This window comes from Microvirga guangxiensis, assembly GCF_900102135.1.
Classification (GTDB): Bacteria; Pseudomonadota; Alphaproteobacteria; order Rhizobiales; family Beijerinckiaceae; genus Microvirga; species Microvirga guangxiensis.
In genome coordinates this window covers 113,846-130,274 of sequence record NZ_FMVJ01000008.1, presented here as the reverse complement: position 1 = coordinate 130,274, position 16,429 = coordinate 113,846, and the positions used below count along the sequence as shown (strand labels likewise).

The 16,429-nt window shown below is 59.9% G+C and carries 16 protein-coding genes; 2 read left to right on the top strand and 14 right to left on the bottom strand.

Annotated elements, in window-relative coordinates:
• Window positions 1-6: 6 nt before the first annotated feature.
• The 8 genes from BLP10_RS14810 to BLP10_RS14775 form a co-directional block, all read right to left on the bottom strand.
• The gene (locus tag BLP10_RS14810) at window positions 7-1,020 is read right to left on the bottom strand and encodes an ABC transporter ATP-binding protein (RefSeq protein WP_091136034.1); all 1,014 of its coding nucleotides are present in this window, start codon (window positions 1,018-1,020) and stop codon (window positions 7-9) included.
• The gene (locus BLP10_RS14805; RefSeq protein ID WP_091136031.1) at window positions 1,017-1,997 is read right to left on the bottom strand and encodes an ABC transporter ATP-binding protein; all 981 of its coding nucleotides are present in this window, start codon (window positions 1,995-1,997) and stop codon (window positions 1,017-1,019) included. Before BLP10_RS14805 ends, BLP10_RS14810 begins: the two co-directional genes overlap by 4 nt.
• Before the next feature lie 20 nt (window positions 1,998-2,017).
• Window positions 2,018-2,890 carry an ABC transporter permease gene (locus tag BLP10_RS14800; RefSeq protein WP_091136028.1) on the bottom strand — a complete coding sequence of 291 codons (873 nt, stop codon included), beginning with the start codon at window positions 2,888-2,890 and terminating at the stop codon, window positions 2,018-2,020.
• 7 nt (window positions 2,891-2,897) lie between these two features.
• A complete protein-coding gene (locus BLP10_RS14795) occupies window positions 2,898-3,863 on the bottom strand; it encodes an ABC transporter permease (RefSeq protein ID WP_091136024.1) in 966 nt (321 codons plus the stop codon).
• A gap of 91 nt (window positions 3,864-3,954) precedes the next feature.
• The gene (locus tag BLP10_RS14790; protein WP_244510550.1) at window positions 3,955-5,508 is read right to left on the bottom strand and encodes an ABC transporter substrate-binding protein; all 1,554 of its coding nucleotides are present in this window, start codon (window positions 5,506-5,508) and stop codon (window positions 3,955-3,957) included.
• Window positions 5,509-5,577: 69 nt separating this feature from the next.
• A complete protein-coding gene (locus tag BLP10_RS14785; RefSeq protein ID WP_091136017.1) occupies window positions 5,578-5,976 on the bottom strand; it encodes a VOC family protein in 399 nt (132 codons plus the stop codon).
• Window positions 5,973-7,352, bottom strand: coding sequence for a dihydroorotase (locus BLP10_RS14780; RefSeq protein ID WP_091136013.1), 1,380 nt, complete (start codon window positions 7,350-7,352; stop codon window positions 5,973-5,975). Before BLP10_RS14780 ends, BLP10_RS14785 begins: the two co-directional genes overlap by 4 nt.
• On the bottom strand, window positions 7,349-8,008 hold the full coding sequence (locus tag BLP10_RS14775; protein ID WP_091136010.1) for an aspartate/glutamate racemase family protein: 660 nt from the start codon (window positions 8,006-8,008) through the stop codon (window positions 7,349-7,351). The genes BLP10_RS14780 and BLP10_RS14775 overlap by 4 nt, the downstream gene beginning before the upstream one ends.
• Before the next feature lie 193 nt (window positions 8,009-8,201).
• On the opposite strand from BLP10_RS14775, the gene BLP10_RS14770 reads away from it, so the two are divergent.
• Together BLP10_RS14770 and BLP10_RS14765 are read left to right on the top strand one after the other, a co-directional pair.
• Window positions 8,202-8,909 (top strand): GntR family transcriptional regulator, encoded by a 708-nt coding sequence (locus tag BLP10_RS14770; protein WP_091136007.1) that lies wholly within the window; start codon window positions 8,202-8,204, stop codon window positions 8,907-8,909.
• Window positions 8,910-9,074: 165 nt separating this feature from the next.
• Entirely contained in the window at window positions 9,075-9,602 is a 528-nt protein-coding gene (locus tag BLP10_RS14765) for a BA14K family protein (protein WP_091136004.1), read from the top strand.
• A gap of 139 nt (window positions 9,603-9,741) precedes the next feature.
• Here the strand turns inward: BLP10_RS14765 and BLP10_RS14760 are convergent, their stop codons facing one another.
• Genes BLP10_RS14760 through nosZ form a run of 6 tightly spaced genes read right to left on the bottom strand, consistent with a single transcriptional unit; the run spans window position 9,742 to window position 16,422 of the window.
• Window positions 9,742-10,740 carry an FAD:protein FMN transferase gene (locus tag BLP10_RS14760; RefSeq protein ID WP_091136001.1) on the bottom strand — a complete coding sequence of 333 codons (999 nt, stop codon included), beginning with the start codon at window positions 10,738-10,740 and terminating at the stop codon, window positions 9,742-9,744.
• A gap of 11 nt (window positions 10,741-10,751) precedes the next feature.
• The gene (locus tag BLP10_RS14755) at window positions 10,752-11,333 is read right to left on the bottom strand and encodes a nitrous oxide reductase accessory protein NosL (RefSeq protein WP_091135998.1); all 582 of its coding nucleotides are present in this window, start codon (window positions 11,331-11,333) and stop codon (window positions 10,752-10,754) included.
• The gene (locus BLP10_RS14750; RefSeq protein WP_091135994.1) at window positions 11,330-12,160 is read right to left on the bottom strand and encodes an ABC transporter permease; all 831 of its coding nucleotides are present in this window, start codon (window positions 12,158-12,160) and stop codon (window positions 11,330-11,332) included. Before BLP10_RS14750 ends, BLP10_RS14755 begins: the two co-directional genes overlap by 4 nt.
• Window positions 12,157-13,077 carry an ABC transporter ATP-binding protein gene (locus BLP10_RS14745; RefSeq protein WP_091135990.1) on the bottom strand — a complete coding sequence of 307 codons (921 nt, stop codon included), beginning with the start codon at window positions 13,075-13,077 and terminating at the stop codon, window positions 12,157-12,159. Before BLP10_RS14745 ends, BLP10_RS14750 begins: the two co-directional genes overlap by 4 nt.
• A complete protein-coding gene (locus BLP10_RS14740) occupies window positions 13,074-14,468 on the bottom strand; it encodes a nitrous oxide reductase family maturation protein NosD (RefSeq protein ID WP_091135987.1) in 1,395 nt (464 codons plus the stop codon). The genes BLP10_RS14745 and BLP10_RS14740 overlap by 4 nt, the downstream gene beginning before the upstream one ends.
• Before the next feature lie 4 nt (window positions 14,469-14,472).
• Window positions 14,473-16,422, bottom strand: a complete 1,950-nt coding sequence (gene nosZ, locus BLP10_RS14735; RefSeq protein WP_091136416.1) for a TAT-dependent nitrous-oxide reductase — start codon at window positions 16,420-16,422, stop codon at window positions 14,473-14,475.
• Between the last annotated feature and the right edge of the window lie 7 nt (window positions 16,423-16,429).

Sequence of the window (16,429 nt, the reverse complement as noted above, 5' to 3'; positions counted from 1 at the left end):
CTGGCTTCAGGCCGCTTGGTTGTGAAGGTGGCAGGCGACGGAGCTTCCATCGGGCTGTTCTAAAAGGGCAGGGCGCTCCGCTGCGCATCGGTCGAAAGCCAACGGACAGCGCGTGCGGAAGCAGCAGCCTTGGGGTAGGCGCAGGGCGCTAGGAACCTCGCCGGCAATTTCGATCTCCGGCTTGCGCAAAGCTCTGTCGACGGTGGGTGCCGCAGACAGAAGAGCCCTTGTGTAAGGGTGCTTCGGCTGGTTGAACAATTGATCGCGGGTTGCGGTTTCGACCATGAAGCCGAGATACATCACGCCGATCCGGTCGGCGATGTGATGAACGACCGACAGATCATGGGAGACAAACAGGTACGACAAGCCGAACTCGTCGCGAAGATCCATCATCAGGTTGAGAATTTGGGCTTGGATCGAGACGTCGAGGGCCGATACGGGCTCATCGGCAATGATCAGCTTCGGCCGCACCGATAGCGCCCGGGCAATTCCGATCCTCTGCCGCTGTCCGCCTGAAAATTGATGGGGATAGCGGTTCGCTTGCTCGGCGTTGAGGCCGACGCGGGCCAGAAGAGCTACGGCTTCCGCTTCCAAAGCCTTCCTGCTCAAGCCCTTTTCAGCCTGAGCGCGTCGGGGCTCGATGACAATGTCCTTCACCCGCTGGCGAGGGTCGAGGGATGCATAGGGATCCTGAAAGATCATCTGCAGTTTGCGCCGCACAGGGCGCATCTGCTTGAAGGCAAGATGTGAGACATCCTCACCATCGATCCGAATTTCGCCCGATGTAGGCTCATAGATGCGCGCGATGGTCTTGGCGACGGTCGACTTGCCGCATCCGGATTCGCCGACGAGCGCCATCACTTCCCCGGGGGCGATGGACAGGCTCACGCCGTTCACCGCGCGCAGAATCTTCTGGGGCGCCAGTAGGTGGCCTTTAGCGAAACGCAGCCGCTCGAAGATGCCGCCGCCGACAGGGAAGGCCTTGACGAGGTTACGAACCTCTAAAACCGGCGTCGTCATGCCTCGGACTCCTCAAGCGGGAAATGACAGGCAGCGTCCAGCGAGTGCCGGACAGGGGCAAGTTTGGGCGCCTGTTCGGCACAGAGTGGCTGCGCCCGGAAGCATCGCTCGCGAAAACTGCAGCCTTTGCCAAGTTTACGAATGTCCGGAACCGTGCCCGGAATCTGCCGCAGCCGGTGCTGCCGGTCGGTGATGCGGGGAATGCTGTCGAGCAGGCCACGCGTATATGGATGGGCAGGGTGAGCGATCACATCCTCGGTGCGTCCGCGCTCGACGACCTTGCCGCAATAGAGAACCACTACCCGATCCGCCATCTCTGATACTACCGCGAGATCGTGGGTTACGAGGATCATTGCGGCGCCTCGCTCGGAGATCTGCCGCCGCATCAGCTTCAGAATCTGCGACTGCACGGTAACATCGAGCGCCGTCGTCGGCTCATCGGCGATGATCAGGCGCGATCCCGCCAGCAGAGCGATGGCGATTACCACACGTTGACGCATCCCGCCCGAGAACTGGTGTGGATAGGCGTCAAGGCGGCTTTCGGCCTCCGAAATGCCGACATCCTCCAACATGCGGATGCAGCGGGCGCGACGAGCGGGCTCGTCGAGATCCGTGTGGAGCTTGAGCATCTCATCCATTTGCCGGCCGATAGTGTAGACCGGGTTGAGCGACGTCATCGGATCCTGAAAGACCATGGCGATCTCGCCGCCGCGAACCGCACGGAGCTCGTCTTCAGTCTTCCTGATGAGGTCCTCGCCGTCGAAGACGATCTCACCGGCCTCGATTCTCCCCGGCGGATCGATCAGTCGCAGGATCGAGAAGCCGATGACGGATTTCCCGCCACCCGATTCACCAACCAAGCCTACGACTTCGCCCCTTTTGACATCGAAGCTCACGCCATCGACGGCTTTAACCAACCCGCCGAAGGTATGAAAATGTGTTTTCAACCCACGAATGTCGAGCAGCGTCTCATTCATCTCGCAACTTCCTTCACAATCTACCGCAGACGAGGATTGAGTTCGTCGCGCAGGAAGTCGCCGAACAGGTTGATGCCGAAGACAAGAAACATGATGAACAGCCCTGGGAATGCGGAGGTCCACCAAATTCCCGAGAACAGAACGTCGAAACCTTCCTTCACCAGCAGTCCAAGTGATGGCTCTGTGATCGGAACTCCAACACCCAAGAAGCTCAGTGAGGCTTCGATGAGAATGAACGTGCCTACTTGGATCGTTGAAACGACGATGAGCGGTGTCATCACATTCGGCAGGACGTGGCGTATGATGATCTGGAAGTTGCCGAGCCCGGCCACGCGGGCCGCCTGAATGTATTCTTTTTGGATTTCGCTCAGGGTGGAACCGCGAACTGTTCGGGCATAGACCACCCATCCGACTGCGGTCAGGGCAATCAGAACCATGACGATGCCGGTGCCGAAAGCTGACATGAGAAACAGCGCGATCAGCATGGAAGGGAACGACAATTGGATGTCGGCGATGCGCATGATGATGCTATCGAGGGTGCCGCTGTAATAGCCCGAAAGCAGTCCGAGCGTCGTGCCGATCACACAGGAAAAGGCCATCGCTGTCAGACCGATGAAGGCGGAGATGCGGGCTCCGTAGACGATCAAGGCCAGGACGTCGCGACCTTGGCCATCCGTTCCGAGAAGGTACCGGCTGTCACCACCCTCCAGCCAGGCTGGCGGCTTGAAGCTGTCCATCAACTCGAGTTGCGACACGTCGTAGGGGTTCTGGCTTACGAGGAGCGGCCCTACGAGCGCCATAAGGCCGAAGATGACCAAAAGCGCACTGCCGAATATCGCGGGCAGGTTCCTGCGATAATTGTAGAGAAATTCTGAGGAAAGAAGCCGGTTCATGTCCCACTCATTTCACAGTGATGCGTGGGTCGATCAGCGTGTAGACGATGTCGACGATGAAATTGATGGCGACGAAGATGAAGGCGGTCAGCATGAGATAGACCACGATTACAGGACGGTCGCCGCGATAGATCGAGTCGATCAGGAGTTTGCCGGTGCCAGGCCAGGCGAAGATAGTTTCCGTAATCGTCGCGAAGGCGATCAGGTCTCCAAGCTGGAGCCCGAAGATCGTCACGACCGGGATAAGCGCATTCTTCAGGCCGTGTCCAAACAGGATATGCCGCCGCGACGCACCTTTTGCGCGGGCGAAACGGATGTAATCCTGCCGCATCACTTCCATCATGCCGGCGCGCGTGATGCGGAGAATGATCGCCAGCGTAGCAAGGGCAAGCGTGACGGCGGGTAGAATGATGTGTGACCAGCCATCAGCTGTGAGGATTGACAGGCGAAGCCCCAGGAACTGGATAGTTTCGCCCCGTCCTGAAGACGGCAGAAACTGGTGCCGGACTGAGAAGAAGAAAATCAGCATCATGCCGACCCAGAAACCCGGCAGAGAGATGCCGAGCAAGGAGCCGGCCATGATGCCCCGTGAGGCTGGCCGATTAGGGTTGGCTCCAGCATAGACGCCGAGAGGAACCGCAACCAGAGTCGCCAGCGTGATCGCTACAAGCACCATCTCGATAGTCGCAGGCAGCCGCTCGAGAATAAGATCCATCGCAGGTTGCCTGAACACGTAGGAGCGTCCGAAGTCTCCCTGCAGAAGGTTCGTCAGGAAGATCCAGTATTGGCTGAACAGCGAGCGGTCCAGGCCGAGTAGACGGCGAGCCTGTTCGATCTCAGCCTCAGTTGAGTCAATCGGGATCACCATGAAGACTGGGTCGCCGGTGAAGCTCATCATCAAAAAAACGATGACAGACACTACGAAGAGTACCAGCGTCATCTGCAAGAGCCGCTTTATCGTATAGCCGAGCAAGATGGTCTTCCCATGGATTGCCGAAAGTAAAGACGCAGAGATGCCAGCCAGTCTGGCTGGCATCTCGTTTCAATAAGCAAGGCGGGAAGCCTTACTCCTTGACGTCGATTTCGTAGGCCCAAAGGAACTTGTCGGCGCGCGGCGTAATTTCGACTGTCTTCTTGGCTGCATACAGATCCTGTTCGTAGTGGATCGGTATCATGGGAATGTCGCGCATCAGAATTTTCGTGACTTCCTGCAGGAGCGCATCGCGCTCTTCCAGCTTAGGCGTCGCATCCGCCTTGTCGATCAAAGCGTCCACCTCGGGGTTGGAGTAGGAGCCCCGGTTGACCTGGCCATAGCCTTGTTTCTTGCCGCGCGAATAGAACATCACGCCGTACATCGAGCCGCCGTCGCCCGAGGGGACGTCCCAACCGCTCATGATCAGGCTCGATTGATTGCTCGGGACGCGGATATAACCGAAGAAGTTCGACTTCGGCATCAGGTTGAGCTTGAGGTTGATCTTGATCTTGCCCAGCATGGAAGCCAGCGCCTGAGCGATCTGCTGGTCGTTTACGTAGCGGTTGTTAGTGGCATCCAGCGTGACGGTGAAGCCATCGGCATAACCGGCTTCCGCCATCAGTTCAGCAGCCTTCTTGAGATCGAAGGGGTACGTTGTGCGGAAGCTCGCCCCATCCACATGGCCGGTATGGGAGGCGGGAACATATTGATCGGACGGTGTCGACAAGCCGTTCATGATGATCTTGTTGATCGCGTTTGTGTCGATAGCGCGGATCATGGCCTCGCGGACACGTCGATCCGCCATCGGGTTTTTGTCGAGCGCAATCGTCGGGCTCTTCTCGCGATTGTCGATGGACACCACCACGTTCAGCAGGCTCGGCTGGGTGAGAACCTTATATCGCTCGTCCGCCTGGACACGGCTGACGTCACGCACGTTGAGGTCCTGAATGACATCGACCTCGCCAGTGAGCAGCGCTGCGGTGCGGGTTGCACCGTTCGTGATCGGGCGGAACGTGACGGTGTCGATCTTGGGGGCGCCTGCAAAGTAGTCCTTATTGGCGCTGAGAGTGATGTGATCTTCCTTGATCCACTCGACGACCTTGTAGGGGCCTGTTCCCACGGGCTTCAAATCAAGTTTCTCGTTGCCGACTTCCTTGGCATATTGCTCGCTGAGAATGAGAACGGCGGCTAGGTCGTTCGGCAGGACGGCGTAAGGACGCGGCGTCTTGATCTCGACGGTGTAGTCGTCGATTGCGCGGAAGGCCGAAATATTGGCCCCGAGATTGGCCATCAGCGATTTCTTGAGCCGATCGAGCGTGAACACCACGTCCGAAGCCTTGAAGTCGGTGCCATTGTGGAATTTCACGCCCTTGCGGAGCTTGAAGACCCAAGTGGTGTCGTCGGTCAGAGACCAGCTTTCGGCAAGACCGGGCCCGAAGGAAAGGTCAGCCTTCCGGCGCACCAGCGGATCGTAGATGTGGTAGAAAAGGATGTTGCTTGAAAGCTCCTCGCCCGCCTGCGGATCGAGGCTCACCGCATCCGATGTGAGGCCCACCTTGAGGGTCTTGGCGTCAACCGTGCCGGTCAATGCCGTCGATGCGAGGAAGACAGCAGCCGCAAACAGAGCATTCCGGCCTTTGGTCATGCGTAAGTTCAACATTTTAGTTCCCTTTGTGATTTGTATGCTTTGCCGATCTTTCGCCGATGGTGGGATTCATCTCAGTGCGGTCTGCACCTCGATTTGGTACCCCTCAGGGTCTTCCAGGACGAAAGCCCTGATCCCGAGTGCAGAACTATCCTTTGGCTCCGTCAGAGCCGCGACATTGTGTGCAGCGAGATAGCGGTGCCATGCATCGACGTCGGGAACGCGGATGCAGACCTGAACGGGCTTCACCGGATGGGCGCGATGCATGCCGCGCGTTTCATCCACGAGGCCGATATAGGCATGCTCGGCAATCCGCAGGATCTTCGACCAGCCCTGATCGATCTCCAGAGGGAAGCCCATCACCTGAGTGTAGAAGTCGAAGGCTTTTTGCAGGTCGACATAATAGAGAAATGTGATCGCCTTCTCGACGGTGCCATTGTCGGGAGGGTTTGAAGCCGCGTCGGTCATTGAGCCTTGTCCTTCTGAAACCATTTGGATGCGCCTCGGGCGACGAAGCGGCCGGCGCCGAGCTTGTTGACGATGGAGTTGCCGTCATAGGCGAGGTTGCCACCGAGATAGGTGCGCACGACCCGGCCAGCGAACCGACGCCCGTCATAGGGGCTCCAGCAAAGACCATCTTCGGCTCTCGATGAGTCCCAGATCGTCTCCATTTCCTCAAAGATCGCGATGTCGGCATCGGCGCCCGGCCGCAACGCGCCTTTTTGCGGCCACAGGCCGAAGAATCTGGCTGGACGTTCCGCCAGATAATCGGCAGTCATTCGAGCCGCATCGGCGCCATGCTCCTTAGCAACCGTGAAGAAGGCCGGAAGCAGCGTCTCCATGCCAGGAACTCCGGCGCCGGCGTCGAAGATGCTGTCAGTGAACTTGTTGTCTATCGGCCAGCTCGAATGGTCCGAGCTGACAAAGGCGATCCGCCCATCAATCAGCTCCTGCCAGAGGGACTCGATCTGACCCGGGCGGATCGGTGGGTTGACCTTCATGCGTGCGCCGAGTCCATCGCCATCACGATCAGGATCGAACCAGAGATAATGGACGCAGAGTTCGCCCGTTGCGCGGTATCCATCACGCGCGTAATGGTCGACCAACTGAAAACCCCGCGGCACGCTGATGTGTACGATGTGCGCGTGTGCGCCAGCGCTCGCGGCGAGTTCAAGGAAATGAGCCGTTGATGCCAGCTCTGCAGCCGGGGGGCGGCTAGGGGAGTGAGCAGCGATGCCGTTGCTTCCGGCAGCGCGTGCTCGCGCGACGCGAGAGCGGACGATCTCCTGGTCTTCATTGTGAAGGCCGAGCGGCAGGTCGGTCGCAGCAAGAGCCTCGAGCAGATCGAGGGTCATCGCTGCGTCGATGCGGGGGAAGCGTGTCGGACTGCTTTCGAAGGCAGAGATCTTGAAACCGATAACGCCGCATTCCACGAGCTGAGAAACCTCATCGAGAGGCTGGCCCGGCATGATGGTGCCATAAAGGGCTACGTTCGCGTGGGCATAGCGGTGGATCGCCTCGACTTTCGCTGAGAATTGCGCGCCCGAACTCAAAGGCTCCGGGTTGTCGTAAGGCATGTCGACGAGCGTCGTGACGCCGCCCGCAATTGCTGAGCGTGTCGTAGGTTCGATGCCGGGAAGCCCCATGTAGCTACCGGCATGGGTCTGGCCGTCTATGATGCCGGGAAGGACATAGGCATCGCCGGCATCGTGCGTTTCTTTGGCTGCCGGAGCCTCCCCAGAGCCGACGGAATGGATCGCACCACCTTTGATGGCAACCCAACCCTTTCTCAAAATGGCATCTGGGGTGACGACCGTCCCTCGGACGACAAGATCGATGCTCATTGTCCTCTTCCCATGTATCCGAGTTCGGCGTGAGTGCAGGCGAGGGCGACTCCAGCCTGGACCGGATCGATGACGGGTAAGCCGAGTTCCGATTGCAGCGCAGCGCGATACGTGCCCAGACCGGCGCAGCCCAGGATGACGACATCCGCGCCATCCTCATCGCGAAGCGCCGCGCCAATCCGCGCGACCCGCTCCACCACATTCGAGGCCACGAGTTCGACGATTGTCATGTCGAGGGAGCGGTCGCCCGCCAGTCGCTGTTCGAGCTTCAGGGCTTCGAGATAGCGGCGGTGCCGAACGATAGACGAGGGGCCAAGAGACACGATGCCGAAACGGCGGCCCAGGCCAAGCGCTGTCAAATAGGCGGCTTCGGCAATGCCAGTGACCGGCAGCGGGGTCGCGGCGCGGACCCGATCGATGCCCGGATCCGAGAAGCAGCTCACGACAATGGCGTCAGCGCGGGCACTGGCAGCAGCGTTGATAAGAAGGGGGATAACCTGGGAAACGTGATCGTCGGTTTCGATGCCAGGCGGGGCGTTTTCCAGTTCCACGCAGCGGATCCGATGCCCGTTGCCATCGAACACGCCAAGGCATCCTCGCATCGACTGGGTCACTTCCTTCGAACTGTTCGGATTGATCACGAGTATTTCCGCCAAACGCCCCTCCGGCCAAGATTCTTGGCTCAGCTCAGTGATATTCCTGGTGATATACTACAAAATATGTCATGTCGAGTGTCACTCTCTTGCGTATTGAGGAAATCCAGGGGAGAAGGACGGAATAAGCGATGAAGGCGCTTCAGCGACCGTGCTGGAGGATGCCCGCACGCTTCGACAGTAGGAGTACGCCAGATTGCAGACCCTCATTCCCATGCGCGATGGCACAGGTGCTCGCAGCAGGAAATTGTCGCTGACCGAGACCGCCTACCAAGCCTTGCGGGCAAGGGTGCTTTCAGGGGAATTGCGTCCCAGTGCCGAGTTTTCTGAGGCAGAACTTGCCGACGAGCTCTCGATGAGCAAGACCCCAGTGCGAGAGGCTCTCGGACGGTTGGTCGCCGAGGGATTGATCGAAGCGTTTCCTCGCCGGGGCTATAGGGTCACTCCGATAACCGTTAAGGATATCAACGACCTGTTTGCCATTCGAGCCATGACTGAGGGGACCGCCGCATCTATGGCGGCGCTCAACCTGACACCCGCTGATCTCGATCGGTTGGAAGCAATGGCAGAGGCTCGGTATGATCCCTCTCAAGGGGAGAGCGTGCAGTCATTCGTGAAGGCCAATCGCGATTTCCATATCGCCATTGCCGAAGGTGCCAACAATCCACGTCTCCTGGCTATGGTCAGTGCCTTTCTCGACGAGTGTACGCGGCTGTTCTATCTCGGCGCGCTTAGCCGAGACGTGAACCCTGAAACCAGTGACGACCACCGCCACATCGTGGAAGTGTTGCGCCTCCGTGATCCGGAACAGGCGCGATCGGCGATGGTGCAACACAGTGAACGTACGCAACAGGGGATTCTGAGGGCATTGATCTCAAGCGATACGACCGCTCTCACCCTTTGACACAAAGGGAATATTCCGCGGCTTGGGAGAAGCGCGCCGGCTTCGGTGATCAAGACGTCTCTTGAACATTACGAAAGCTTAATGCCAGCATTCAGTTCGCATTCACCAGCGGAGCTCAAAATTCCATACAGGCAACGAGTTCACCATCTGCCTGCGGAGATAGTTATGAAGAGAGTAGTGTCTGGTATTGTTGCGACTTGTTTGGCTACGAGCGTTCTTGGGTCTGCGGTATCAACTGTAAATGCAGCTCCTTTACCTGTCATGAAGCCTGATGCCGCGAGCGTTAGCTTGCAGCAGGTGCAGTTCCGTCGTGGTGACGACCGAGACAGGTTCGAGCGCCGCCGCATCGAGCGTCCGCGCCATGAGCGCCGCGTCGAGCGTCCTCGCTTCGAAAGGCGTGGCGGCTGGGGCTACTACAATGGACATCGAGGGTATCGGGAGTACCGTCGGGGCTATCGACAGCACAACGGATGGTGGTTCCCACCGGCTGCCTTTGTTGCGGGAGCCATCATCGGGGGGGCTATCGCCAATCAGCCAGCCGTCGCTGCCCCGCCTGTATATGCTCCAGTTCGCTTGAGCGCGGCGCATGTCAATTGGTGCGAGAACCGTTGGAAGTCCTATCGCGTGTCGGACAACAGTTACCAGCCCCTGAACGGGCCACGACAGGCCTGCGTGTCGCCCTACGGCGGTTAAACACAGTACAGGATGGATCAATAAAAAGGCGGTTCTGGAGAACCGCCTTTTTTCATGGATGTTCTTCTGCTGTGAGACACCGCGCCGGAACCCTTAGAACAGCAGGCTCCTGAGTCAGTTACGGTTCCGACCCCATAGCTCAGGCCTGAAGTCTGATTGTTTCTCCCGATGCAGTAACCAAGCGGACCTGCCCCTCACCAAGACGCTGGAGTATTCTCTCGATGTCCTCGGGCGGCAGCAGGCTGAATGCAGTCGACAACGCGTCCGCCGCCGTAGCTGTCGGCAATACGACGGTGATACTTCGATAAAGCTTAGCCGAGGCGCCCGTGCGCGGGTCGAGCAGATGGTTGAAACGCCCCTCGGGATCGAAGCGGAAGCCATAGCTCCCTGAGGTGGCGACCGCTTGATCAACCGCGTTGAGTGTATCGCTGACCCGCTCGGGATGTTCGGGGTCGGCAATGCCGACGCGCCACGCTTCGCCCGAGGGGTGGGAGCCAACGGCTCGCGGCTCTCCCATGTCGACGAGGCTGCTCTCGATGCCGCCGGCGCGCAGGCTGTCCACGACCCGATCCGTCAAGTAGCCCTGTGCAATGCCGTTCAGGGTCATGCCCATGCCGCGCTGGGGCAGGATGATCCGGTTCGCGTCGAACGTCACCCCGCCGAAACCCACTCGCTCCAGGGCAGCCTTGACCGTGGAAGCGGGTGGCCCATCAGGATCCGCGTGGGGGCTGGAGAAATGATCCCGATAAAGCGCCCACAGAGATTGTATAGTGGGATCGAATGCGCCGCGGGTTAGCTCCCAGTAGCGCCGGCATTCGGTAAGCAGTGTGATCAGATCCGTTGGCGGCGCAATCAAGACGCCATTCCGGTTGAGCGTCACGAGAGCAGAATCTTCACGATATAGACTGAATACCGTCTCGAGGCGGCGCACCTCCGCCAGCGAGCGTTCTATGAGGCGCTCGGCTGCAGCACGGTCGTGATGATGTACTTGCAGGGTCGCAACCGCGCCCATCACTTGGCCGCGCCAAGTAACGAGGTGCGCTTTGGCCTCAGCCGGAAATCCGAACGGCACGAGATTGAGACCTGCCGCAGCCGCGGTGACTCCGATGAAACGTCGGCGCGAGAGGTTGGTCGGCATGGCTGGCTCCTTCAGTGCGCGTGACCATCCTTCGGTGCAGCAGAGGTGCCATGGCCCTCATGCCCCTCCTCGACGGAGCTTGTCGTCTCGGCCGTCGCGCCGAGAACATAGTCCTTCGGCACTTCGGCGAAGGCCATCACGCGTCCGCCATTCTCGGCCGCAAACTTCTCGGCCGCTCCCTTGTCGGAGAATGGCACTGCCTCATCCGCACCCATGCCGCCCTTCATCCGGCTACCGACGACGAAGAACGCCTTTCGCGCATCGACCCAGTTGGTCGTTCCGGGCTTATCCCAATCGGAGGCCTTGGCCATGTCCGACACATAGATCGCGCTGATGTCCTTCGGCTCCTCGGGCAGCATCGTGAACGAGATCGCGTCCCGTGCAGACGAGAACCAGATCGGCTCCTTGCGGCTGGCCAGGATAATCTGCCCCTTGGGGCCCGTATGCTCCAACACGTTCATGCCGCAGTAATGGCCGATAGCCGCTGTCGTCAGTTCCTGCGGAGGCGGCGGTGCCTCAGCGGTCTTTTGGTCGTTGCACCCGGTGAGCGCCAGCGCGCCCGCGAAGGCGGCGAGAAGGATGATCTTTCTCATAATTCTCTCCTGGAGAATGCAAGCGCGGCAAGCGCGAGCGGGACAAGGGCCCAGGCTGCAAGTGCAGCGAGGAGGACAGGCGGACTCAAGGTGGCGCTCTGCGCCACTCCGGCCATGCCGGAGAACGCACTGACGCCTGCAGAGCCCGTCAGGTTGAACAGGCGATAGGCGTCGGCGGGGTTGAGCAGGAGAAGGGCGTTGAGGAAACTGCCTGAAAGGATCTGGCCCTGGTCGACGACGAGCATGCCGAGCAGGGCCATGTCGTAAATCAGGACGAACACCAGCCAGATGCCGACGGCGATGCCGCCTGCAGTGCCGCGTTCCCGCACAAGCGCGCTAACCAGATAGCCAACAGCGATGAAAGCGGCGCCAAGCATGATTGAAGAGCCGATCATGGTAGCAAAGGCGATCCAGCTCTCAGCGTCAATCTCCGCGCCTGTCGCCGCCAGGGCGCCCGCTGCGGCGCCATAGCCCAGCAGCGTCGCGAAGGCCAGGATCGACAGGTGGCCGAGGAACTTGCCGAGCAGCACCTGCCATCGTCCGACCGGGTAGCTCAGCAGCAGCAGCATCGTGCCACGTTCCATTTCTCCCACGATAGCGTCGTGTGAAATCAGAAGAGCAATCAGCGGCAGCAGAAAGATGGTGAGACTGGACAGGCTCACGATTACGACGTCGAGGGCCCGTACGCCGACTGTGCCCGTCGGGGCGCTGCCAAGGAAGGTCAGCGACAAGGCGAGGCCTGCGAGCAGAAGGGTCGTCGCAAGGACCCAGCGGTTGCGCAGTCCCTCTTGGATTTCCTTGCGGGCGACAATGAGGATGTTTCTCATCGAGCCGCCTCCTGCGACAGGAGGAAGTGTGCATAGAGTTCGTCAAGAGTCGGTGGAATCACATCGAGGTCCTCGACGGGAGCGCCCTCGTTGGTCGCGCGCCGCAGAACTTCGATCTTGCTCTCCGCAGAGGCATCGATCTCGACCATGTGGCCATTGACCCGGCGCCATCCCTCTACAGGACCCAGCCAGTTCGGAACGTTGGCAAGACCCACATCAGAGACCTTGAGACGGATGCGGGTCGGCAACCGTGCGATGCGGCGCAACTCGTCAAGCGTGCCGTCTGCGACCTTGATCCCGCGGTTCATGATAATGACGCGACCGGCGCGCTCCTCCAGTTCCGTCAGGGCATGTGAGGACAGCAGGACCGTGGCCCCGCGCCCGCGCAACTCCTCGACGATCTCGTAGAAGCTATGACGCAGGGCCGGGTCTAGGCCTGTCGTCGGCTCGTCGAGCAGCAGCACCCGCGGCTCCCCCAGCAGCGCCTGCGCGAGGCCAAGGCGCTGGCGCATACCCTTGGAATAGGTGCCGACCCGTCGGCTTGCCGCATGGGACAGGCCAACGCGATCCAGAAGCGGCTGCACGGCCGTGGTCGGCTCGCGCTTAAGACGGGCGTAAAACGCGAGCGTTTCGCGCCCAGTGAGGGCGGCATTGAACGAGACGCTTTCCGGCAAATACCCGAGGCGTCGACGCGCCTCGAACTGTCCTGCGGCAGGATCGTCGCCCAGCACGGTGATGCTGCCGCTCGTGGGCCGAATGAGCCCGAGCATGAGCTTCATCAATGTGGTCTTGCCAGCACCGTTGTGACCGACGAGCGCCACTGTCTCACCCTCGGGTAAGCTGAACGAGACGTCGCGGACAGCCTCGACCTTGCCGAAGCGTTTCACGACATTTCTGATTTCGACGGTTGAGGTCATGGCTGGCCTCCCTTGGCCACTTTAGGACGTGGAGGAGGGGCCATGAGCGGCCTGCTGTCGACGACACCGCCCGGCAAGAGAGCTGGGAATTGAGCCTGGGCCCAACGGATAACCTGAACGGCAGGGCTGTTCATCAGTACCTTGGCCTGAGGGGCAGTCCAAAGCACTTTGTCGACGAGGTCGTTCGGGCGGTAGGCGCTGTCGCCCAGACCGTCGCCGTTGAGGTCGAAGGCCGGGTTGTCACTCCAGTAGTTGCCGCGCCCGTCCTTGGACCAGTCGAGGTAGCGCGTGCTGACGTACTTCACCTGGTTGCGGTTCCGTATGAAGGCATTGCCGACCATTTCGTTGCGCTCGGAACCGGCCGTGAAGTGAATGCCGATCTCGCAGCCCTCGAACCAATTATCGCGGAACCTGTTCTGGTTTGCGTTGTAAATGAACACGCACTTCGTCGGACCAGGGCGAAAATCAGAACCTTGCGCTACCTCGCTCGTGTCCGGTGCGGGGAGACCATGTTCCTTGTCGTTCCTGTCCCGCGTACCGGCATTGGTCCAGCGCTCGGCAGGCTGGAGGCGTCCCAATACGGTGTTGCCCGCAATCTGGGAACCATTGGCGTAGTTGAAAAGGAAGCCGTGATCGCGATCGCCGTCCGAGACGTTGCCGGTGATCTTCAGACGGCTTGAGAACATCATGGCAAAGCCGACAGCATTGTTGATCGAGATGTTGTCGGTGATCTCGCTGTCATTTGTATACATGTAGTGAATGGCGAAGCGCAGATCACGGAAGCGGTTGCCTGAGAATACGTTGCGTTTGCTGGTGATCACGTAAATGCCATCACGTCCGAAGCGAACATCGTTGTCGAGGACCTTGGCACCGGGAGCATTCCAGACCGAGATGCCGTTTCCGGCCTCGTTCAGGCGTCCTTCTTCCATGCCGATGATCGTGTTGTTCTTCGCAATGGAATTCTCTGCCCCATGCAGATAAATGCCATAGAGGTTGCCCTCCATGCGGTTTCTTTCGACCAGCGCGTCTGCGGCGGTCTTTTCGACGAAGATTCCAGCGTCCATCTTTTCAAGATTCGCGCCCGATCCACGGATCGTCAGCCCGCGCACGACCGCTCCGGGGGCGGACACCGTGATAACGCTTCCTTGGCCCGGTCCTGTAACGATTGCGCCTGGCTCGCCTTCAACGGTCACCTTGCGTGTGACGCGTATGGGGCCGCGATGCTCGCCAGCCTTCAGGAGGATCACGTCGCCTTCGTCGGCACGATCGATGATCTCCTGAACCGCTTCACCTGCAGAGACGGCAATCCGTTCAGCCCGAGCAGGCAGGGCGAGGCCGGCGGCGAAGATCGCCGCCAACCCCATTCGCATCATGGCACGTGTTTCCATCATCTCGTCAGGACGCCTGCGGCTCGACGAACATGCGCCCCTTCATCTCCATGTGCATGGCATGGCAGAACCAGGAGCAGAAGTACCAGTACACACCGGGCCGGTCCGCTTTGAACGTGACCGAGGCCGTGGCTTGCGGTGCCACCTCCATGTTGATGCCGTAATTGACCATGGCGAAGCCGTGGGTGAGGTCCTCGACCTCATCAACATTCGTGACGTAAACCGTGACCTCATCACCCTGCTTCACCTGGAAAGACTCCAGGCCAAAAGCCGGCGCTGCCGAGGTCATGTAGACCCGCACCTTGTTTCCATCGCGGATCACCTCCGAGTCCGTTTCCAAGGTGATGCCATCGGCTTTGGCCTGCTGCACAGCGTCCGCAAAGAACGGGTCGTCACGCTTCCACACATGAAGCGGGTTGATCTTGGAGCGGTGCACAATGGTGGCGTCGTGCGGTTCGGCGAAGGTCGGGTTATCGTGCACGAGCACCATCCGGTCGCCCGAGATGTCGATGAGCTGGTCGTTCTCCGGCTTGAGCGGACCGACATTGAGGTAGCGGTCCTTAGAGAACTTGTTCAACGAAATCAGCCACTTGCCATCGGCCTCCTTGGTCTGGCCCATGGAGGTATGGTTGTGGCCCGGTTGGTAATGCACGTCGAGCTTCTGGATGACCGGGTTCACCTTCTCCCCTGCGAAGGCACGCCGAGCGAGATCAATGTTCCACTTCACCACCTGGCTGTCGAGGAACAGAGTCGTATAGGCGTTGCCCTTGCCGTCATAGGCGGTGTGCAGCGGGCCGAGGCCGAGCTCGGGTTCGGCCACGACCACGTCGCGTGGCTTGATCTTGTCGGCGAACAGGTCGTCGAGCTTGCGAGCGTCGAAAACCGTGACAGTCGGCGAAAGCTTGCCGTTGGCAACGAAGTGGATGCCGTCCGGCGCGGTGTTGATGCCGTGCGGGCTGTTTGCCACCGGAATGTAGCGGGTAAACTTAGAGCCCGCCCGTCCGTCGAGGAGCGGCACCCCGCCAACGGTCTGGGCTTCACCGTTCTTCACGGCATCCTCAATGGCCTTGAGGTTGAAGATGACGACCCAATCCTGCTCCTTGGACATCATCTCGGCAAGAGTGACGCCTTCCTCGGAATTATAGCAGGTAGCCCAGGCATACTTGCCCTGGTAATCGGCATCGACGTTGTCGAGGTTGCCGTCGACCCTGATCTGCCAGGCAACCTTCATCGTGTCGCCGTCGACGGCAGTGAAGATCGAGGAATACTGCTTCGGATCGTCGAGGATCTTGCCGTCGTTCGGGATCGGTACGCGATCTTCGCCATTGCAGAACACGTAGCCGGTGCGCGGATACTTCTGCACACGCAACCCGTGGACCGTATGCTGGTTAGGCAACTGGATGATCTTATCGCATTTCATCACGTCGAGGCGGATGCGGGCGACGCGGGTGTTCAGCTTGTCGTTCACGAACAGATAGCGCCCATCATAGGTGCCGTCCGTGAAGGATAGGTGAGGGTGGTGCAGGTCGCCGGCGGTATAGACGCCACCCTTGTCCTTCAGGTACTCGACGCTCTCTGGCGTTAGACCTTCCGTGAGGATCTTGCGGCTTTCGTTGGTCTGGCCCCATCCGGTGGCGCTGTCGCGGTTAAACACCGGAACACGCATCAATTCGCGCATGGAAGGCAGGCCGACGATGCGGACTTCGCCTGTCTGGCCACTGGAGAAGAATACATAATACTCGTCGAGCTCACCAGGCTTGACCTCGTACTTATTGGCGACAGCAGGCCGCGCCGCCGGCGCTCCCGGGGCGGTCTGGGCCTCGGCGGAGGTGATCACGCCAGCATCCTTCAGGGAAATTCCGCCAGCGACACCGGCCGCGCCGGCCGCTGCGGCAACGGCAGTCGTCCCGAGGAGTTGTCGGCGGTTGAGACCGTGCTTCTGTTCTTCGCTGGCCATGTGAGTC